General features: G+C 71.1%; 18 protein-coding genes. 6 read left to right on the top strand and 12 right to left on the bottom strand.

Annotated elements, in window-relative coordinates; genetic code table 11:
• Positions 1-1,279 (bottom strand): cell division protein PerM (locus tag ONA70_RS23315; protein ID WP_265008606.1); only part of this gene is annotated, 1,279 nt, incomplete at its 3' end.
• Positions 1,280-1,436: 157 nt separating this feature from the next.
• Between ONA70_RS23315 and ONA70_RS23320 the strand changes: the two genes are divergently transcribed.
• A complete protein-coding gene (locus ONA70_RS23320) occupies positions 1,437-1,709 on the top strand; it encodes a DUF4190 domain-containing protein (RefSeq protein WP_265008607.1) in 273 nt (90 codons plus the stop codon).
• Between the two features lie 50 nt (positions 1,710-1,759).
• On the opposite strand, the gene sucD is transcribed toward ONA70_RS23320, so the two are convergent.
• The 3 genes from sucD to ONA70_RS23335 all read right to left on the bottom strand — a co-directional run bounded on the left by sucD (position 1,760) and on the right by ONA70_RS23335 (position 4,786).
• Positions 1,760-2,647, bottom strand: coding sequence for a succinate--CoA ligase subunit alpha (gene sucD, locus ONA70_RS23325; protein WP_265008608.1), 888 nt, complete (start codon positions 2,645-2,647; stop codon positions 1,760-1,762).
• A 2-nt stretch (positions 2,648-2,649) separates the two neighbouring features.
• On the bottom strand, positions 2,650-3,828 hold the full coding sequence (gene sucC, locus ONA70_RS23330; RefSeq protein WP_265008609.1) for an ADP-forming succinate--CoA ligase subunit beta: 1,179 nt from the start codon (positions 3,826-3,828) through the stop codon (positions 2,650-2,652).
• Between the two features lie 553 nt (positions 3,829-4,381).
• Positions 4,382-4,786 carry a cobalamin B12-binding domain-containing protein gene (locus ONA70_RS23335; RefSeq protein WP_265008610.1) on the bottom strand — a complete coding sequence of 135 codons (405 nt, stop codon included), beginning with the start codon at positions 4,784-4,786 and terminating at the stop codon, positions 4,382-4,384.
• Between the two features lie 418 nt (positions 4,787-5,204).
• On the opposite strand from ONA70_RS23335, the gene ONA70_RS23340 reads away from it, so the two are divergent.
• Both ONA70_RS23340 and ONA70_RS23345 read left to right on the top strand, forming a co-directional pair.
• Positions 5,205-5,918, top strand: coding sequence for a M23 family metallopeptidase (locus tag ONA70_RS23340; protein ID WP_265008611.1), 714 nt, complete (start codon positions 5,205-5,207; stop codon positions 5,916-5,918).
• 250 nt (positions 5,919-6,168) lie between these two features.
• Positions 6,169-6,960 carry a M23 family metallopeptidase gene (locus ONA70_RS23345; RefSeq protein WP_265008612.1) on the top strand — a complete coding sequence of 264 codons (792 nt, stop codon included), beginning with the start codon at positions 6,169-6,171 and terminating at the stop codon, positions 6,958-6,960.
• A gap of 64 nt (positions 6,961-7,024) precedes the next feature.
• On the opposite strand, the gene pcrA is transcribed toward ONA70_RS23345, so the two are convergent.
• Positions 7,025-9,535, bottom strand: a complete 2,511-nt coding sequence (gene pcrA / locus ONA70_RS23350) for a DNA helicase PcrA (RefSeq protein ID WP_265008613.1) — start codon at positions 9,533-9,535, stop codon at positions 7,025-7,027.
• Positions 9,536-9,826: 291 nt separating this feature from the next.
• Between pcrA and ONA70_RS23355 the strand changes: the two genes are divergently transcribed.
• A complete protein-coding gene (locus tag ONA70_RS23355; RefSeq protein ID WP_265008614.1) occupies positions 9,827-10,180 on the top strand; it encodes a chorismate mutase in 354 nt (117 codons plus the stop codon).
• 183 nt (positions 10,181-10,363) lie between these two features.
• Here ONA70_RS23355 and ONA70_RS23360 read toward each other — a convergent pair whose 3' ends face one another.
• The 5 genes from ONA70_RS23360 to ONA70_RS23380 all read right to left on the bottom strand — a co-directional run bounded on the left by ONA70_RS23360 (position 10,364) and on the right by ONA70_RS23380 (position 16,119).
• Entirely contained in the window at positions 10,364-11,380 is a 1,017-nt protein-coding gene (locus ONA70_RS23360; RefSeq protein ID WP_265008615.1) for an ABC transporter ATP-binding protein, read from the bottom strand.
• Positions 11,373-12,401 (bottom strand): ABC transporter ATP-binding protein, encoded by a 1,029-nt coding sequence (locus ONA70_RS23365; RefSeq protein WP_265008623.1) that lies wholly within the window; start codon positions 12,399-12,401, stop codon positions 11,373-11,375. Before ONA70_RS23365 ends, ONA70_RS23360 begins: the two co-directional genes overlap by 8 nt.
• A 25-nt stretch (positions 12,402-12,426) precedes the next feature.
• The gene (locus ONA70_RS23370) at positions 12,427-13,413 is read right to left on the bottom strand and encodes an ABC transporter permease (RefSeq protein WP_265008616.1); all 987 of its coding nucleotides are present in this window, start codon (positions 13,411-13,413) and stop codon (positions 12,427-12,429) included.
• Complete coding sequence (locus tag ONA70_RS23375) at positions 13,406-14,332, bottom strand: ABC transporter permease (protein ID WP_265008617.1); 927 nt, start codon at positions 14,330-14,332, stop codon at positions 13,406-13,408. The genes ONA70_RS23370 and ONA70_RS23375 overlap by 8 nt, the downstream gene beginning before the upstream one ends.
• A gap of 146 nt (positions 14,333-14,478) precedes the next feature.
• On the bottom strand, positions 14,479-16,119 hold the full coding sequence (locus ONA70_RS23380) for a peptide ABC transporter substrate-binding protein (RefSeq protein WP_265008618.1): 1,641 nt from the start codon (positions 16,117-16,119) through the stop codon (positions 14,479-14,481).
• A 430-nt stretch (positions 16,120-16,549) separates the two neighbouring features.
• On the opposite strand from ONA70_RS23380, the gene ONA70_RS23385 reads away from it, so the two are divergent.
• Complete coding sequence (locus tag ONA70_RS23385; RefSeq protein ID WP_265008619.1) at positions 16,550-17,284, top strand: PIG-L deacetylase family protein; 735 nt, start codon at positions 16,550-16,552, stop codon at positions 17,282-17,284.
• Between the two features lie 53 nt (positions 17,285-17,337).
• Here the strand turns inward: ONA70_RS23385 and ONA70_RS23390 are convergent, their stop codons facing one another.
• Together ONA70_RS23390 and ONA70_RS23395 are read right to left on the bottom strand one after the other, a co-directional pair.
• Positions 17,338-18,018 carry a response regulator gene (locus ONA70_RS23390; RefSeq protein ID WP_265008620.1) on the bottom strand — a complete coding sequence of 227 codons (681 nt, stop codon included), beginning with the start codon at positions 18,016-18,018 and terminating at the stop codon, positions 17,338-17,340.
• 2 nt (positions 18,019-18,020) lie between these two features.
• Entirely contained in the window at positions 18,021-19,265 is a 1,245-nt protein-coding gene (locus ONA70_RS23395; RefSeq protein ID WP_265008621.1) for an ATP-binding protein, read from the bottom strand.
• Between the two features lie 199 nt (positions 19,266-19,464).
• Between ONA70_RS23395 and ONA70_RS23400 the strand changes: the two genes are divergently transcribed.
• Positions 19,465-20,091, top strand: a 627-nt coding sequence (locus tag ONA70_RS23400; RefSeq protein ID WP_265008622.1) for a PspC domain-containing protein, incomplete at its 3' end; no start/stop codon positions are given.

The raw sequence follows: 20,091 nt of genomic DNA on the forward strand, positions 1-20,091 counted from the left end.
AGGGGGTGGCGCGGGTGAGGGTCCGGGTGGCGGCGGCGCCGATCACCGCGCCCACCGCGACGACCAGGCTGGCCACCCCGGCCACCTGCCAGGGCAGCGGGCCGATCTCGGCCAGCCGGCCGCCGCCGAGCGGGCCGCCGGAGGCCGCGGCGGCAACCCCGAGCAGCACGCCGGCCACCGGACCGGCGAGCGCTGCCGGGACGAGCAGCGCCGACCAGCCGAGCGTCGCCCGCTCGTCGGCGGCGATCCGCAGCAGCCGCCGGGTCAGCAGCCAGCCGGCCGCCATCCCGGCCAGCACCGGCACCGCGAGCAGCGCCCCGCCGAGCACGTCCACCGGGCCGCGCGGCAGCCCGGCGAGCAACGGTACGGCCGGCAGCGCGCCCACCGACACCTCGCTGGTCCGGACCGCCGTGTCGGTGCCGATGGCGAACCCGGGGCCGAGCAGGTAACTGGCCGACCAGATGGTGGCGTTCGGCGCGTACGCGAGGCTGACCAGGGTGATCCCGGCCTGGCCGGCCACCCCGGTCCGGTACGCCCCGATCATGTCGGCGGCGTCGCCGCCCCCGGTCGCCACGGCCAGCCCGGCCCCGCCGGCACCCGCCCCGAGCAGCAGCAGACCGGCGACCAGCCCGGTACGCAGCCCGTCCCGCAGCGCTGGCGCGGACCGCCGGGCCAGCAGCCCCGACACGCCGGTGGTCCGCACCGCGCCGACCAGGGCGGAGAGCGCGCCGACCACGGCGCAATTGAGCCCGGCCCGGACCGGGGAGACGTGCAGCCCGCCGGCGCTGACTGTGCTCGCGGCGAGGACGCCGAGCAGCGCGTACCCGAGGCCGACAGCGACCCCGACGGTGAGCGCCTGCCGTGGGGACCGTCCATTGCGGGCGCCGATCGCCCGGGTGACGTGCACGCCGGCCCGGGTGAGCCGCCAAACGGCGAGCGCGGTGAGGGCCAGCGGGGCCAGGCCGAGCGGCCCGGCGGAGGTCTCCAGCGGCACCCCGTGGCCGAGCAGCCAACCGGCGAGGCCGGCGCGCAGCGCGCCGGGCAGCGAGCCGGCGTCCTCGCTGAGCTGTGCCAGCCCGAGCACCAGGGTGACCGGCAGCCAGGACGTCAGGGCGGCCCAGCCGGCCGCCACCCCGGCGGCGACGGGCAGCGGGGCCCGGCCGCGCGGGGCCTCCCCCGACCGGGGCGCGGGCACCCGGGGCGCACGGCCGGTGGGCCGGGCGTCGGCGGTGACCCCGCTGGCGGGTCGGTGGGGCTGCTCGGGGGTGACGGGTGACATCGGGTTCTACTCTGGCACGCCGCGCCCGCGGCGGCAGTCCGATAATCCCCCGGGACCTCGGCGAGTTCCCTGATCCACCGGCTCGCTGGCCCTGGTCCGGTCTAGCCTCGGCCCAGGACGCGACTCCTGTCGTGGCACCGACCGCTCGGAGGAAGCCGTGAATGCTCCGTATCCGCCGCCGCCGCCACCGCCGCCGGCAGCCGGCCGCGACCGGACCACCCTCTGGGGCGTCCTCGGGATCATCTTCGGCCTGCTCTGCTGCGGCATCCTGGGCATCGTCTTCGGCTACCTGTCGATCCGGGACGCCCGGCGCTTCGGGAAGTCCCCGCTGCTCGGCTGGTTGGCGATCGCGTTCGGCGTCATCAACATCATCGCCAGCGCGATCATCCGGACGCGCGGCCACTACTACAACCCGTACTGGTACCGCTGAAGCGAACGAGGGGGTCGACCGGATCCGGTCGACCCCCTCGGCACGTCCGCTCAGCGGTTGGACATGATCTCCCGCATCAGCTTGGCGGTCTCGGTCGGGGTCTTGCCGACCTTGACGCCGACCGCCTCCAGCGCCGTCTTCTTGGCGTCGGCGGTGCCGGCCGAACCGGAGATGATCGCGCCGGCGTGGCCCATGGTCTTGCCGGGCGGGGCGGTGAAGCCGGCGATGTAGCCGACCACCGGCTTGGTCACGTTGGCCTTGATGAACTCGGCCGCCCGCTCCTCGGCGTCGCCGCCGATCTCACCGATCATCACGATGGCGTCGGTCTCCGGGTCGGCCTCGAACGCGGCCAGGGCGTCGATGTGGGTGGTCCCGATGATCGGGTCGCCGCCGATGCCGACGCAGGTCGAGAAGCCGATGTCCCGCAGCTCGTACATCATCTGGTAGGTCAGCGTGCCGCTCTTGCTGACCAGGCCGATCCGGCCGCTGCCGGTGATGTCGGCCGGGATGATGCCGGCGTTGGAGGCGCCCGGCGAGGCGATGCCCGGGCAGTTCGGGCCGATGATCCGGGTGCGCTCGCCCTGGGCCACGTTGTACGCCCAGAACGCCGCGGTGTCGTGCACCGGTACGCCCTCGGTGATCACCACGGCCAGGTCGATGCCGGCGTCGATCGCCTCGACCACGGCGGCCTTGGTGAACTGCGGCGGCACGAAGATGACCGTGACGTCCGCCCCGGTCTCCTTCATCGCGTCCGCGACGGTGGCGAAGACCGGCAGCTCGGTGCCGTCGAAGTCGACCGTCTGGCCCGCCTTGCGCGGGTTGACGCCGCCGACCACGTTGGTGCCGGCGGCGAGCATCCGCCGGGTGTGCTTGGAACCCTCGGAACCGGTCATCCCCTGCACGATGACCTTGGAGTCCTTGGTCAGCCAGATAGCCATTGTCAGACCCCCGCAGCTGCCAGCTCGGCGGCCCGCTCGGCCGCGCCGTCCATGGTGTCGACCCGCTGGATCAGCGGGTTGTTCGCGCCGTCGAGGATCGCCCGACCGGCCTCGGCGTTGTTGCCGTCGAGGCGGACGACGAGCGGCTTGGTGGCCTTCTCGCCACGCTGCTCGAGCAGCGCCAGCGCCTGCACGATGCCGTTGGCGACGGCGTCGCAGGCGGTGATGCCGCCGAACACGTTGACGAAGATGCTCTTCACCGACGGGTCGGAGAGGACGATCTCCAGGCCGTTCGCCATCACCTCGGCGCTCGCGCCGCCGCCGATGTCGAGGAAGTTGGCCGGCTTGACGCCGCCGTGCCGCTCACCCGCGTACGCGACCACGTCGAGGGTGGACATGACCAGGCCCGCGCCGTTGCCGATGATGCCGACCTCGCCGTCGAGCTTGACGTAGTTGAGGTCCTTCTCCTTGGCGGCCTGCTCCAGCGGGTCCACCGACGCCTGGTCGACCAGGGCCTCGTGGTCCGGGTGCCGGAACGCCGCGTTCTCGTCCAGGGCGACCTTGGCGTCCAGCAGCAGCAGCTTGCCGTCCTTGGTCTTGGCCAGCGGGTTCACCTCGACCAGCGTGGCGTCCTCGGCGACGAACGCCTGCCACAGCTTGACCGCGACCTCGACGACCTGGTCGGCGACCTCGGCCGGGAAACCGGCCGCGCTGACGATCTCACGCGCCTTGGTCTCGTCCACGCCGGTGTTGGCGTCGATCGGGGCCTTGACGACCTTCTCCGGGGTCTCGGCGGCGACCTGCTCGATGTCCATGCCGCCGGCGACGCTGGCGATGCAGAGGAAGGTGCGGTTCGCCCGGTCGAGCAGGTACGAGAAGTAGTACTCCTCGGCCACGTCCGCGGTCACGGTGATCATGACCTTGTGGACCGTGTGACCCTTGATGTCCATCCCGAGGATGTTGGTGGCCCGGGCCACCGTCTCCTCCGGGCCCTCGGCCAGCTTCACGCCGCCGGCCTTGCCACGGCCGCCGACCTTCACCTGCGCCTTGACGACCACCCGGCCGCCGAGGCGTTCGGCGATCGCGCGGGCCTCCTCCGGGGTCGTGGCGACGCCGCCGGCGAGCACGGGCAACCCGTGCCGCTCGAACAGGTCTCGCCCCTGGTACTCGTACAGGTCCACGATTGCGCGTCCCGTCCCGTCTCCGCGGCGCGCCGTCGCGCCGCCACCAGCGTTGGAAATCAGTTTGACGCCTGTCATCAGATGAGACAGGCCATTTGCCGCAGCCTAACGAGATGGGAACCGGCGGCAACCGAGCGGGTGCGGGGTGTGCCGTAATGCACAGCCGGCGGTGCAGCCGATGCCGAGGAAGGCCCGGCCTCGACAAGATCCGCACAGCGTCCGGGACGTTGCGGTCTCCGGCCGCCGGGAGTCGACAACATCCCGGAAACTGCCGCCTCCGCGGCCGGGCACCGGGGCGGCGGCCGACCGGCGACACCGGGCGGCAGGAGCGGCGATTCAGCCGTCCGGGGGATGTTGGGAAAGAGGCGTAACCCCCTTCTGGGGGCGTCGTTGAGTCTGATGTCGGAGCGCTGGTTCGGCGCGACGGCGGGAAACGGCCGATGCCCTGTCGGTCGAGGGGTGGCGGCGGGGCATCGTGCATAGAGGGGCCGGGCGTGTGAGGGGTGCGTCCGGCCCCTCCCCCTGTCCAGGTACCGGCCCTGGCCGGCTGCGGTCAGGCGACCGGCTGGGCCACGTTCTCCCGGACCCACTCCACGATCGCCTGGGTGGTCGCGCCCGGAGTGAAGATCTTCGCGACGCCGAGCCGCTCCAGCTCGGGGATGTCGGCGTCCGGGATGATGCCGCCACCGAAGACCACGATGTCCACCGCGTCGCGCTCGGCGAGCAGCTCCAGCACCCGCTTGAAGAGGGTCATGTGCGCGCCGGAGAGCACGGAGAGGCCGACCGCGTCGGCGTCCTCCTGGATCGCGGTCTCCACGATCTGCTCCGGCGTCTGGTGCAGGCCGGTGTAGATGACCTCCATGCCGGCGTCCCGCAGGGCACGCGCGACCACCTTCGCGCCCCGGTCGTGGCCGTCCAGGCCGGGCTTCGCGACGACGACCCGGATACGAGAGCTCATCAGCGCACACCTTTCACCGGTCAGGGCACTCCTCACCTGAACGAACGGTAACTCGGCCGGCCCGGACCCGGAAACCCGGGCTGCACCCCTAGGGCGGTCAGGGCATCGCGAAGATCGCATAGCGTCGGGCACCCCGGCGCGGAAGCGGGACACCTCCGCCGAACGGTCACTGTGCGCGACGAACGGACGGTTGCCGGGCCAGCCGACCGGCGGCACGAGCTATGACAAGAGCGGATGGAAACGGACAGAAAGAAACGCCAATTCGGCGCTTCAGCTTGTGACGGGAGTGGCGGTTGGCTAACGTGTCCACGGTTGTCATCAGGTCCACGGACGGGTGACGACGCGGCCGCCGGACGTTCGACGGAGCTTCACCGAACGGCTGGAGGTCGCATCGGATCCCCGACAACGGAGGGTGTGCGTGCGCCAGCGCCTGTCGTCTGAGCCCGATAAATATCGCGGCCGCCGCCGCGTACCCACCCCACCGCGGAGCCGCTACGCAGCGGTCGTGACCACCGCCTTCGTGGGGGCTGGCCTCGTCGCCCTCGGGGCGAACGCCCTTCCGGACGCCAAGAGCGTCAGCCCGTCGGTCCTCGACGAGCTCAAGCAGGCCTCGATCACCAGCCAGGACGTGGCGGCGCGTGGGGATTCCGCCGACCGCGCCACCCGTGACAGCCGCGCGGAGACCAAGGCCTCCACCGAGCAGGACGTCTGGCTGCTCCCGCTGCACGGCTACGACTTCAAGTCGCCCTACGGCATGCACTGGGGCAAGCTGCACACCGGCATCGACCTGGTCGCCCCGGAGGGCACGCCGTACACGGCGGTGCACGGCGGGACGGTCACGAAGGCCGGCTGGTTCGGCGGCTACGGCTACGCCGTCATCGTGCAGCACCCGGACGGCAGCGAGGCCATCTACGGACACTCCTCGGCGGTCAGCGTCAAGGAGGGCCAGCAGGTGAAGGCGGGCGACCAGCTCGGCCTGGTCGGCAACACCGGCCACGCCTACGGCTCGCACCTGCATCTGGAGATCCATGTCAACGGGAAGCCGCAGGACCCGGTGTCGTGGCTCATGGACCGCGGAGTGGACATCAAGCTGGAAATCGAAGCAATCTACAACGAGGTAGCCGCGCCCTGACGCTGCGTATCGCCCATTGACCGCCCGGATCAGTCGATCCGGGCGGTTTTCGTTGCGGCAAAGTCTGCCAGGTCACAACGCGAACTGTGAGCGACGGCACAGCCCTGCATGATCCTTTAACCGGGCAAAACCCTCGTCACCGGACACAACCGGCGGCGAGCTGGCGGCCCGGTTCGCCGTACCCCGGAGCCCGTACCCGCCACCCGGCCCGGCCGACACCAGTATTTCGAGGTCACGTGCCCCTCGACTGATGAAGGTCCCCGTGCAGGAAGACAGCACCAGCCAGAACGAGACCACCCGGAACACCCCGGCCCGGCACCGGCGCAAGCGCCCGGTTCGGCGCACCACATATCTCGTCATCGGCGCGGCCGCCCTGGTCGGCCTCGGTCTCGGCGGCGTCTCCGTCGTCACCGCCGACCACGGCGCCCCGGCCCCGGCGGCGGTGGACTACGACGCTCGGGCCCGCGCCGAGGCCGCCGCGCGGGCCGACCGCTCGGTCCGCGAGTCGATCGCCCCGGTCACCCCGTCCGCCACCCCGTCCGCCGCCCCGGCCAGCCCGTCGCCGAGCCCGACCAAGGCCAGCCCGAAGCCGACGGCGACGACCGCCAAGCCGACGCCGAAAAAGACCAGCAGACCGAAGCCCACCTGGGTGATCCCGATGAAGGGCGCCGAGATCACCTCCTGCTACGGCCAGCGGTGGGGCACCCTGCACGCCGGCATCGACTTCGCGATGCCCGCGGGCACCCCGATCCACGCCGCCGCGGCGGGCACGGTGGTCAAGGCCGGTGACGCCGGTGACGGGTACGGCAACTCGGTCTTCATCGACCACCACAACGGCTACCTCACCCACTACGCGCACCAGAGCCGCCTGATCGTCAAGGTCGGGCAACAGGTGAGCGTCGGCCAGGTCATCGGCTACGAGGGCGCCACCGGTGACGCCACCGGCCCGCACCTGCACTTCGAGGTGCACAAGGGCGAGATGTGGAACCAGATCGACCCGGCGCCGTTCCTGCGCGCCCGGGGCATCGACGTGGCCTGCTGACGGCCACGGCACGAGGAGAGGCCCGGTCCGGGCAGCACGCCGGGCCGGGCCTCGCCGGTTGGTCTCAGAGCTTGTCGAGCGGGGCGTGCCGGAGCACCAGCCACATGGTCTGGTCGCCGAAGTCGATCTGCGCCCGGGCCCCCGGGCCGTGCCCCTCGACGGCCAGCACCCGGCCCAGGCCATAGCGCTGGTGGTTGACCCGGTCCCCCACCGCGACCTTCGGCGCCTGCTTCAGCTCGCTCGCCGTGGCCAGCCGGCTGCCGTCCACCCCGAGCCGCTTGGCCAGCTGTGCCGCCTTCGGCGTACCCCCGGTGAAGCCGCCACGCCCGCCGGGCGCGCGGTCCGCGCGCCCGCCGACGCCGCCCCCCCCGCCGGCCCACGAGGTGTACGACCCCTCGGTGCGCTCCCAGCGGACCAGCTCCGGCGGCAGCTCCTCCATGAAGCGCGACGGCGGGTTGTACGCCGGCGCGCCCCAGGCCGACCGGGTGACCGCCCGGGACAGGTAGAGCCGCTGCCGGGCCCGGGTGATGCCCACGTACGCGAGCCGGCGCTCCTCCTCCAGCTCCCGGGTGTCGCCGAGTGAGCGCAGGTGCGGGAAGACGCCGTCCTCCAGGCCGGTCAGGAAGACCACCGGGAACTCCAGGCCCTTCGCCGTGTGCAGCGTCATCAGGGTGACCACGCCCTGGTGGTCGGGGTCGTCGGTGGGCACCTGGTCGGCGTCGGCGACGAGCGCCACCTGTTCCAGGAAGCCGGCCAGCGTGGCCCGCTCGCCGTCGGCGCCCAGCGCCTCGATCCGCTCGGTGTACTCCCGGGCGACGCTGACCAGTTCCTGGAGGTTGTCCACCCGGCCGGCGTCCTGCGGGTCCAGGCTCTCCTCCAGCTCGGTGAGGTAGCCCGAGCGGGTCAGCAGGGCCTCCAGCACGTCCTCCGGGGTGCCGGTCTCGGCCAGCTCACGCGCGGAGTCCAGCAGCGCGACGAAGTCGGCGATGCCGTTGGCGGCCCGGGTGGAGATCCCCGGCGCGTCCTTGGCCCGGCGCAGGGCCGCGCCGAAGGAGATCCGGTCCCGGCTGGCCAGCGCCTCCACGCACGCCTCGGCGCGGTCGCCGATGCCCCGGCGCGGAGTGTTGAGGATCCGGCGCAGGCTGACCGTGTCGTCGTCGTTGACCACCGCGCGCAGGTACGCCAGCGCGTCCCGGACCTCCTTGCGCTCGTAGAAGCGCACCCCGCCGACCACCTTGTACGGCAGCCCGACCCGGATGAACACCTCCTCGAAGACCCGCGACTGGGCGTTGGTGCGGTAGAAGACCGCCACGTCCCCGGGACGGGTGTCACCGGTGTCGACCAGCCGGTCGATCTCCCGGGCCACCCAGTCCGCTTCGGCGTGCTCGGTGTCGGCGACGTACCCGACGATCTGCTCGCCGGCTCCGGCGTCGCTCCACAGTCGCTTCGGTTTGCGGGAGGTGTTCCGGTCGATCACCGCGTTGGCGGCGTTGAGGATGGTCTGGGTGGAGCGGTAGTTCTGCTCCAGCAGGATCGTCCGGGCGTCGGAGAAGTCGCGCTCGAACTCCAGGATGTTGCGGATGGTCGCGCCGCGGAACGCGTAGATCGACTGGTCGGCGTCACCCACCACGCACAGCTCGGCGGGCGGGATCCCCTCGGTGCCGGAGACCAGCTCCTTGATCAGCACGTACTGGGCGTGGTTGGTGTCCTGGTACTCGTCGACCAGCACGTGCCGGAACCGGCGCCGGTAGCTCTCCGCCACGTGCGGGTGCGACTGGAGCAGGTGCACCGTGGTCATGATCAGGTCGTCGAAGTCCAGCGCGTGCGCCTCGCGCAGCCGCCGCTGGTAGAGCGTGTAGGCCTCCGCCAGGGCCCGCTCGTTGGGCCCCTTGGCCCGGCCGGCGAACTCCTCCGGGTCGACCAGCTCGTTCTTGAGGTTGGAGACCTGCGCGGCGAGCCCGCGCGCCGGGTAGCGCTTGGGGTCGAGGTCCAGCTCCCGGGCGACGAGCTGCATCAGCCGGCGGGAGTCGTCCGCGTCGTAGATCGAGAAGGTGGACTTGAGGCCGGCGTGCTCGTGCTCGGCCCGCAGGATCCGGACACAGGCCGAGTGGAACGTCGACACCCACATCAGCCGGGCACGCGGGCCGACCAGGGCGGCCACCCGCTCCTTCATCTCGCCGGCGGCCTTGTTGGTGAAGGTGATCGCGATGATCTCGCCCGGATGCACGTCCCGCGCGGCGAGCAGGTACGCGATCCGGTTGGTCAGCACGCGGGTCTTGCCGGAGCCGGCACCGGCCACGATCAGCAGCGGGGACCCGGCGTGGGTGACCGCGTCCCGCTGGGGGCCGTTCAGCCCGTCGAGAAGGGCCTGCGGGTCCGGCCGGGCGGCCGACGGCCGCAGGTCGCGGCGCGGCGACAGGCCGGCCTTCACTCGGTCCGGAGCGCCGCCCAGCGGCGCGGAGGCCGAACCATGGCCGCCGGCCGGGCTGGAGTCGCCGCCGGACCCGGTGTGCGGCGGGGTCGGCGAGGGCTCCGGCGCGGGCGGGGACGCGGGGATGTCGAAGAGAGGATGCATCGCACGGCGAGTCTATGCCGCCGGCCGGACATCTCCGGTGCGCGCGGGCCGGGTCCGGACGAAGGCGTCGGATCCCACAGGTTGGCGGGTTTCCTTGCGCCGCCGGCCCGTCGGTCGGCATACTCGACGACATGCTCGACCAGCGCTTCTACTTTTACTACGGCACCGGGAGTCCGGCAGCCGTAGGTCGCGCCTGAGCACAAGACCTGCGAAAGCCCCGGGCTCCTGGAGCCCGGGGCTTTTTCGTCCCGGGATCCGGGCACCGGGCCCGAGACCCCGAGGGGTACGACGATGATGACTGACGTGGTGGAGTCCAGCGGCAGCCTGGCGGGGCCCGACCGGCCGAACGGCACGAACCCGACCGGGGCCGCCTCGGCCCGGACCGGCACGGACGACTCGGCGGCCGCCGAGCGGATCACGGCCATCCGGGAGCGGATCGACGAGATCGACCGGACCATCATCGCGCTCTGGCAGGAACGGGCCGCGCTGTCCCAGGAGGTCGGGGCCACCCGGATGGCCTCCGGCGGGACCCGCCTTGTCCTCTCCCGCGAGCGGGAGATCCTGGAGCGGTTCCGTCAGGCGCTCGGCGCGGACGGCACCCAACTCGCGCTGCTGCTGCTGCGGGCCGGCCGCGGCCCGCTGTGAGGCCGCCGACCGGCCCGGACGGCGGCTTCAGGTCGTGGCGCGGCGACAGACGCGCCGAGCCGGAATCGCCGGACGGCGGCTTCAGGTCGTGGCGCGGCGACAGACGCGCCGAGCTGGAGTCGCCGGAAACGACGAACCGCCTGCCGGCGTCGCGGTGACGCCGGCAGGCGGTTCGGAGTTGGCTCAGGCCGCCTCGTGGGTGGGGACGATCTCCCGCCGCTCCGCGAAGTGGCAGGCACTCGGGTGGTCGGAGCCCCGCCGGATCTGGAGCAGCGGCACCTCCTGGGCGCAGACGTCCTGCGCCTTCCAGCACCGGGTGCGGAACCGGCAGCCCGAGGGCGGGCTGACCGGGGAGGGGACGTCACCGGTGAGCCGGATGATCGCCTTGTTGTCCCGCAGCGTCGGGTCCGGCACCGGCACCGCCGACAGCAGCGCCTGGGTGTACGGGTGCGTCGGCCGCTCGTAGATCTCGTCCTCGGTGCCGATCTCCACCATCTTGCCCAGGTACATCACGGCGACCCGGTCGGAGAGGTGGCGCACGACCGACAGGTCGTGGGCGATGAAGACGTACGACAGGCCGAACTCCGCCTGGAGCTTCTCCAGCAGGTTCATCACCTGCGCCTGGATCGACACGTCCAGGGCGGACACCGGCTCGTCGCAGACGATGATCTCGGGCCGCAGGGCCAGCGCCCGGGCGATGCCGATGCGCTGCCGCTGACCACCGGAGAACTGGTGCGGGTACCGGTTGATGTGCTCCGGGTTCAGGCCGACCAGGTCGAGCAGCTCCTTGACCTTGCCGCGCCGGCTGCCGCGCGGGGCCACCTCGGGGTGGATCTCGAACGGCTCGCCGATCAGGTCACCGACCGTCATGCGCGGGTTCAGCGAGGTGTACGGGTCCTGCATCACCAGCTGGATCTGCCGGCGGAGGCGACGCAGCGCCCCACCGGAGAGCTTGGAGATGTCCTGGCCCTTGTAGAGCACCTGGCCGCTGGTCGGCCGCTCCAGGTTCATCAGGACCCGGGCCAGCGTGGACTTGCCACAGCCGGACTCGCCCACCACGCCCAGCGTCTCGCCGGCCTTCAGCTCGAAGGAGACGCCGTCGACCGCCTTGACCTGACCGATGGTCTTCTTGAACACGATGCCCCGGGTCACCGGGTAGTGCTTGACCAGGTCACGGACCTCGATGATGTTCTCAGTCACGGTTCACGAGCTCCTCGGCGAAGTGGCAGGCGCTGGCGCGGGCGCTGCCGATCTGCAGCAGCGGGGGCACCTTCTCCCGGCACACCGGCTGCGCCATGGGGCAGCGCGGGTTGAACGGGCAGCCCGGCGGGATGTTCATCAGGTTCGGCGGGAGGCCCTTGATGGTGCGGAGCTCCTGCCCCTTCTCGTCCATCCGCGGGATCGAGTTGAGCAGACCGAGGGTGTACGGGTGCGCCGGCTTGGCGTACAGGTCGTACACGTCGGCTTCCTCGACGATCCGGCCGGCATACATGACCGCGATCCGGTCCGCGACGTCGGCGACCACGCCGAGGTCGTGGGTGATCAGGATCATGCCCATCTGCCGCTCCCGCTGGAGCTCGCCGAGCAGGTCCATGATCTGGGCCTGCACGGTCACGTCCAGCGCGGTGGTCGGCTCGTCCGCGATCAGCACCTCAGGGTCGAGGGCCAGCGACATCGCGATCATCGCGCGCTGCCGCATGCCGCCGGAGAACTGGTGCGGGTAGTTGCTGTAGCGACCCTTGGCGTTGGGGATCTTCACCTGGTCGAGCATCTCGACCGCGCGCTTCTTGGCGTCCGAGCGGCTCATGCCGCGCCGGATGCGGAACTGCTCGGCGATCTGGAAGCCGACGGTGAAAACCGGGTTGAGGGCGGACAGCGAATCCTGGAAGATCATCGCGATGCCTTCGCCCCGGATCCGCCGCCGCTGCTCGCTGGACATCTTGAGCATGTCCTTGCCGTGGAAGCGGACCTGCCCACCGGTGACGAAGCCGGGCGGGGTGTCGAGGATGCCCATGATGGTCTGCGCGGTGACGCTCTTGCCGGAGCCGGACTCGCCGAGCACGGCGAGGGTCTCCCCCGCGTCGACGTGGTACGTCACCCCGTTGATGACCTTGGCGACGCCGTCCCGGGTGCGGAACTCCACCCGCAGGTCGTCGACCTCGAGCAGGCGGCCCGAGGGGCGGCCGGATCCGTCGGCGCCCGCGGCGGACTGCTCGGACACGAGAATGTCGGACAACTCAGTTCCCCTATCGGAGCTTCGGGTCGAGGGCCTCGCGGACCGCCTCACCGAGCATGACGAAGCTCAGCACGGCGGCGACGAGGAACGCGGCGGGGAAGAACAGCAGGAACGGCGAGACCCGGATGTAGTTCTGCGCCTCGCTGATCATGATGCCCCAGGACACGACGGGGGTCTTCAGGCCGATGCCCAGGAAGGACAGGGTGGCCTCGGCGCCGATGAACGAGCCGACCATGATCGTGCCGTAGACCAGCAGCGGGGCCAGGCAGTTCGGCAGCAGGTGCTTGAGGATGATCCGGCCGGTGCCGGCACCCAGCGCGCGGGCCGCCACGATGTAGTCGGCCTCCTTGGTGGCGAGCACCGACGACCGCATCAGTCGCATGGTCACCGGCCAGCTCAGCACCGTGAGCGACATGATGACCAGGCCCATGATCTTCCACTCGCCGTTGTCCGTGCCCGCGCCGTTGAACGTGGTCAGGATGACGATCGAGCCGAGCACGAACGGCAGGCCGAAGAAGATGTCCGCGATGCGGGAGAGCAGCGCGTCCACCCAGCCACCGCGGTAGCCGGCGATGATGCCCATCGCGCCGCCGATGAACAGGGTGCCGAGGGTGGAGAGCACGGCCACCAGGATCGAGGCGCGAGCGCCGTAGATCACCCGGGAGTACACGTCCCGGCCCTGCACGTCGTAGCCGAACCAGGCGTGCGCCGACGGCTCGACGCGGCTGCGCGACAGCGCGCCGTTGACCGCGTCGCCGGAGGTGAACAGCGACGGGAAGGCCGCCATCAGCAGGAACAGCACGATGAACGCGGCCGAGATCCAGAACAGCGGCTTGCGGCGCAGGTCACGCCAGGCGTCGCCGAGCAGACCACGGGGCTTCTGCTGCTTCTGCGCGCTCTCGGGGAGGCCGGCGTTCGTCGGCGCGCCGGAACCGGCCTCGGTCGGCATGGTCGCGGGCGGCGTCGAGACGATCGACGCGGTACTCGGGTCACTCATAGCGGATCCTCGGGTCCAGGGCGGCGTAGAGCAGGTCCACCAGCAGGTTCATCACCAGGTAGACGAGCACCAACACCACCACGATGCCGACAACGGTAGCGCTCTGCTTCGTGACGATCGCTCGCAGCACCTGGCGGCCGATGCCGTTGATGCCGAAGATGCCCTCGGTGACGATGGCGCCGCCCATCAGGGCGCCGAGGTCGGTGCCGAGCAGGGTGACGACCGGGATCAGCGAGTTACGCAGCAGGTGCACGCCGACCACCCGGCGCATGGGGAGGCCCTTGGCGATGGCGGTGCGGACGTAGTCGGCGCGGCGGTTCTCCGCGATGCTCGTCCGCGCCACCCGGGCGATGTACGCCATCGAGGCGCTGCCCAGGACGAAGCCGGGGAGGAGCAGCTCGGTGATCGGCATGTCGTTGGAGACCGTCGGGCGGACGATGCCCAACTTGACGCCGATCAGCCACTGGAGCACGAAGCCGATGACGAAGACCGGCAGCGCGATCAGGAAGAGGGTGGAGATCAGGACCAGGTTGTCCAGGAAGCCGTTGCGCCGGAGACCGGTCAGCACGCCCGCGCTGAGACCGATGATGGCCTCGATGCTGAGCGCGACGACCGCCAGCTTCAGGGTGTTCGGGTACGACGTCATGATGATGTCGCTGATCTCGCGACCACTGAACGTGGTGCCGAAGTCACCCTGGAAAAGGTTCTTCATGTAGGTGGCGTACTGCACCCAGATCGAGTCGTTCAGGTGGTACTTCTCGGTCATCACTGCCACGTAGTTGTCCGGGCAGGGCCGATCGCCGCACTTGCCGGCGAAGGGGTCGCCGGGTACCGACCAGACGAGCCAGTAGATCAGGAACGTCGTGCCGATGAACACCGGCACGAGTTGCAGCAGCCGTCTCAAGAGATAACGGCCCATGGGGTGGTCCTCCAGACAGGGGGCGCGTCGGACGGCCGACACGGATGGTGACAACGTGCGAGAGGTTTGTTGTACACCCACTCGCGGAACGGCCCCGGGTCGGGCTCACCGGTAGGCGAGCCCGACCCGGGGTCAGACCGTTCGGATCAGAGCTCGACCGAGGTGATGTCGAGCTCGCCGACGTTGCTGAGCTCCATCTTCTTGATCTTCTCCGAGTGGCCGGACTGCTGGCCACCGAAGTAGATCGGCATCGACGGGACGTCCTGGTCGATGATCTTGACAGCCTCAGCGAACTTCTTGTGCGACTCCTCGATGCTGGGGGCCGAGGAGGCCTCCTTGGCGAGGGCGTCGACCTCGGGGTTGCTGTACAGACCGTCGTTCGAGGAGCCACCGGTCACGTAGAGCGGGTTGATCCAGTTCTCCACGTCCGGGTAGTCCTGCTGCCAGCCGGCACGGTAGGCGCCGGTCATCTTGTGGGCGTTGATGTTCTGGCGGAAGACCGCGAAGGTCGGCACGCCGACGGCGACGGCGTCGATACCCAGGTTGGTCTTGATCTGCTGGGCGACGGCCTCCATCCACTCCTTGTGGCTGGCGTCAGCGTTGTACGACAGGGTCAGCTTGCCCTTGAAGCCACCGGCCTTGGCCAGCAGCTGCTTGGCCTGCTCCGGGTCGAACTTGCAGGCGGTGCAGTTGCCCGGCTCGGCGCCCGGGGTCAGCGGGTTGGCCCAGCTGTCGGCCGGCTTGCGATTGCCGAAGAAGATCTTGTCGGTGATCTCCTGCCGGTTGATCGAGAGCGAGATCGCCCGACGCAGGTCCTTGTTCTGGAACCGCTTGTCGTAGATCGGGAAGGCGATGATGCCCGTCGTCGGGGTGGTCGAGGCGATCGCCCGGTCGCCCAGGTCGTTCTTCCACTTTTCGCCGGCCAGCGAGGAGACCGGGACCTGCTGCTGGAAGTCCAGGTTGCCCGACACCAGGTCGTTGTAGGCGGCGGTGTCGTCCTGGTAGATCTTGACGGTGACGTCCTTGATCTTCATCTTGTCGCGCAGGCTGTAGTCGTCGAAGCGGGTCAGCTTGATCTCGACGTCGTCCTGCCACGAGACGAACTTCACCGGCCCGTTGCCGATCGGGTTCTTGCCGAACTTCGCCGGGTCGGCGAAGAAGACGTCCGGCAGCGGCATGAAGGCGCTGTAGCCGAGCTTGGTCGGGAAGACCGCGGTCGGCGCGGAGAGGGTGACCTCAAAGGTGGTGTCGTCGATGACCTTGAGGCCGGACATCTCCTTGGCCTTGGGCTCCGGGGCCTTCTTCGGGCCGTCCGGGCCGTCCGGGTCCTCCGTGAAGACGTCGCCGAAGCCCTGGATGTCCGAGAAGAAGCTGGCGTTCTGCGCGCCGCTCGGACCGTAGGCCGCCCAGTTCCAGGCCTTGGTGAAGTTCTCGGCCTTGACGGTGGTGCCGTCGTGGAACTTGGTGTTCGGCTTGATCTTGATCGTGAAGACCTTGGAGTCCTTCGTGTCGATGGACTCGGCCAGCGCGTTCTGCGGCGCGCCACCGTTGTTCGGGTACTCGACCAGACCGGTGAACAGCCAGTCGATGATCTTGCCACCACCGGTCTCGGTGGTGTTCGCCGGAACCAGGGGGTTCTCCGGCTGGGTGCCGTCGATGACGATGGCGCCGTCCTTGCTAGCGCCGGCGTCGCCACCGTCGTTGTTCCCGCTGGAGCAGCCGGACGCGACGAGCGCGAACGCCGCGCCCACCGCGAGCGCGCCGCTCGCCCGCTTCGAGACTCTCATTCCGAGGGGCCTCCTCTTTCTAACCTGGTTCCGTCGTGAGTTTCACGCACGTTTGGGGGGTGACACACCGACCGCCCGAACCACAGGCCGTCGGTTTACCGCAGAGGAAATCGGGACACCCCCAGGGGTACCGATCCGCCGGGCACCACACCTCGATGGAAGACACCGCGCAGGGCCGACGGCCACGGGGTGTCGCCTGGTGGCGACGTCACGTGATCGGCAGGCCCGACGGGGTGCCTCACACCAGGGGTGAGGTGCTGCAACTGTGACACCCACCAGCCCATTCCGTGAAGGTGCCGTTATCAAGCCGTTAGTTGCCCGCCATGTTGCCGATACTTGAGAAAAGATCAAAAAACGACCCGGTCGAACCGTCCCGAACAGCTGAGACACCACCACACCGGACAGGGCCGCACGCGTAGGCTCGGGCGTTGTGAGCTTTCCTGCCTCCGCTCCCGCACTGACGGACGTCCATCGGGCCCTGGCGGTTTTTGCCCATCCGGACGATGTCGACTTCGGCTGTGCGGGCACCATCGCCGCCTGGGTGGACGAGGGTATCGAGGTTGCCTACCTGATCGTCACCCGGGGGGACTCCGGCGGGTTCGACGACACCCCCCGGGAGGAGATGCCAACCCTGCGTGCGGCCGAGCAGCGGGCCGCCGCGGCGGCAGTGGGCGTACACCGGGTGGAGTTCCTCGACGGCCACCCCGACGGCACCCTCACGCCGAGCCCGGAGCTGCGCCGGCAGATCAGCGCGGCGATCCGCCGGTTCCGGCCGGACCGGTTGCTGACCAGCTCCCCGCTGCGCCGCTGGGAGCACCTGACCGGCCCGAGCCACCCCGACCACCTGGCCGTCGGCGAGGCCGCCACGTGCGCCGTCTACCCGGACTCCCGCAACCGCTTCGCCTTCCCGGAGCTGCTCGACGAGGGGCTGGAGCCGTGGGTGGTCCGGGAGATCTGGTACGCGGGCGGCCCCGCGCCGGACCACGCCGTCGACGTGACCGACCAGGTCGACCGCAAGATCGCCGCGATGCGCGCGCACCACTCGCAGACCGCGCACATGGACGTCGAGACCTGGGTGCGCGACCTGCTCACCACGGTGGCCGACAACGCCGGCCTCCCCGCCGGCCGGCTGGCCGAGGCGTTCACCGTGCTGCGCACCGAGTGAGCCGGCCCGGTGCCGGGTGAGGCGGGCCGGGCCGGGCAGGGTGATCGGGACCGTCAGACCAGCCGGCGGTCGGCCGCCCACCGGGACAGCTCGTAGCGATTGGACATCTGGAGCTTGCGCAGCACGTTGGAGACGTGCGTCTCGACCGTCTTGATCGAGATGAACAGCTCCTTGGCGATCTCCTTGTACGCGTACCCCCGGGCCAGCAGCCGGAGCACCTCGCGCTCGCGGTTGGTGAGCTGGTCGAGCTCCGGGTCGGCGACCGGCGCGTCCGGCCGGGCCGCGAAGGCGTCCAGCACGAACCCGGCCAGCCGGGGGCTGAACACGGCGTCCCCGTCGGCCACCCGGCGGATCGCGTCGGTCAGCTCGTCCGGCGAGATGGTCTTCGTGACGTACCCCCGGGCGCCGGCCCGGATCAGCCCGATCACGTCCTCGGCGGCGTCCGAGACGCTCAACGCCAGGAACCGCACCTGTGGGTGGGTACGCCGCATCGCCTCCAGCACCGCCCGGCCGCCGCCGTCCGGCATGTGCACGTCGAGCAGCACCACGTCCGGCTGGGTCGCCGAGATCCGGGCGACCGCCTCGGCCACCGTGCTCGCCTCCCCCACCACCTCGACGTGCCGGCCCAGCTCCGCGCGTACGCCCGCCCGGAACATGGCGTGGTCGTCGACGAGGAACACCCGCAGCCGCCCCTCCCGGGGCGCCGCCGGGTCGACCGCTCCGTGCTCCGCCATGGTCATCTGTCCCTTTCCTGTGTGGCGCCCGCGCCCCCGCTGATCGGCAGGATCAGCCGGACCTCGGTCCCCTCCCCCGGCGCGGAACGGATCTCCGCCCGGCCGCCGTGCCGCTTCATCCGCCCGATGATCGAACCCCGGACGCCGTGCCGGTGATCCTCCACCGTATCCGGGTCGAAGCCCTTGCCCCGGTCCCGTACGAAGACGCTGACCTGCTCCGGTTCCACCTCCGCGTAGAGCGAGACGGTGCGCACCTCGGCGTGCCGGGCCGCGTTCACCAGCGCCTCGCGCGCCGCGGCGACCAGCGCGCCGACCCGCTCGTCGGTCTCCCGGTCGCCCACCACCACCGCCTCGACGGTGATCGCGAAGGTGTCCTCCACCTCGGCGGCGGCCTGCTCCAGCGCGGCGGCGAAGCGTTCCGTCGGCGAGGCGGTGGGCTTGTAGAGCCAGTTCCGCAGCGACCGTTCCTGGCCACGAGCGAGCCGCTGCACCGTCTTGACGTCGCTGGCGTTGCGCTGGATCAGGGCGAGGGTGTGCAGCACCTGGTCGTGCACCATGGCGGCCAGCTCGGCCCGCTCCTGCTCCCGGATCCGCCCCTCCCGCTCCGAGCGGAGCTGGTTCCAGGTACGCCAGAGCACCGGACCGGCCACCACGCCGACCCCGGCCAGGCCCACCAACGCGAAGATCACGCCGTTGAGCACGGCGTCGAAGTTCTGCGCCGGCGAGTAGACCGCGGCCACGCCGATGATGCCGACCGCGACGAGCACTCCGCCGCCGACGAAGCGGAGCACGAACGCCCGGCGGTCGCTCTCGTCCACCACCGCGCTCAGCCAGGGCACCGGCATGGACCCGCTCCACTGCCGGCGGCGCTCCGGCGCGGACTGGTGCCAGATCACCCCGGCGCCGACCGCGATGATCGCGACCAGCCAGCCGGCCGTGCCGGCCGCGCCGACCGAGTGGAAGGCCATCACCTGGATCATCAGCACGCCCAGCCCGATGGCGACGAAGGGCAGCAGCTGGCCCAGGTCGCGGCGGGGCGGGACGGCGGTGTCGCCGGGGCGCGGCGGGACGACCGCCCAGAACGCCGCGTACAGGAGCAGTCCGAGACCGTTCAGCCCGAGCAGCACCATGAAGGCGATCCGGACCCGGAGCACCGAGATGCCCAGGTGCTCGGCGAGGCCGGCGGCGACCCCCGCGGCCAACCGGTGCTCGGTGGCCCGGTAGAGCCGCGGCGGGTGCGGGGTCACGGTGCTGCTGATCGGAGGCTCCCGGGTCGGGTGACGGGTGGGGACGACCGGCCGGCGCCGGTGCCGTCCCGATCGTCACACGGGTGGCGCCGTCCCGGCCACGGGGACGCCCCCGACATTCGGGCCCCCGGGATCTCAGGGTGGCGTCAGGGTCGGGTCCGGAGGACGCTCGGGCGACCGGGGCAGCAGGATCGGAGTCATGACCGAGGAAGCCGCCCGTCCGCCCCGCCCCGGGGCGGCAGCACAGGACGGGCCACCACCACCCCCGCAGGCGGGGCCGGCTCCCACCGTCGCCGACCCCGCGGCACCCCCACCGCCCGGCGGTTCCGGGCCGTACCCCGGGCCGCCGCCCGGCGGGTACGCCCCACCGCCCGGCGCCGCCGGCTTCACCTCGCGGTACGGGCTGGTCCGCCCCCGCGAGGGCCGCTACCTGGCCGGCGTCTGCGCGGCGATCGGCCGCGCCACCAACACCGACCCGGTGCTCTGGCGGGTGCTCCTGGCCGTGCTGGGCTTCTTCGGCGGGATCGGCATTCTGGTGTACGTCACCGCCTGGCTGATCATCCCCGGCGAGGGCGACACCGCCTCCCCGGTGGAGTCGATGCTGGGCCGGGGGCGGTCCAGCATGTCCCCGATCACCGTGATCGTGCTCAGCATCGTGGTCGCGGTCGGCTTCGGCTACGTGGTGACCAACGCGTTCCGGGCGATCCTGCTCGGCGCGGTGATCCTGATCGGCGGCGCGCTGCTGCTCAACCGGGACCAGCGCGCCCCGGCGGGGCCCCCGCCGGCGCCCGAGGACGGTCCGGGCGGCGGCCTGCTCGGCGAGGTG

Source organism: Micromonospora yasonensis (assembly GCF_026013475.1).
GTDB lineage: Bacteria > Actinomycetota > Actinomycetes > Mycobacteriales > Micromonosporaceae > Micromonospora > Micromonospora yasonensis.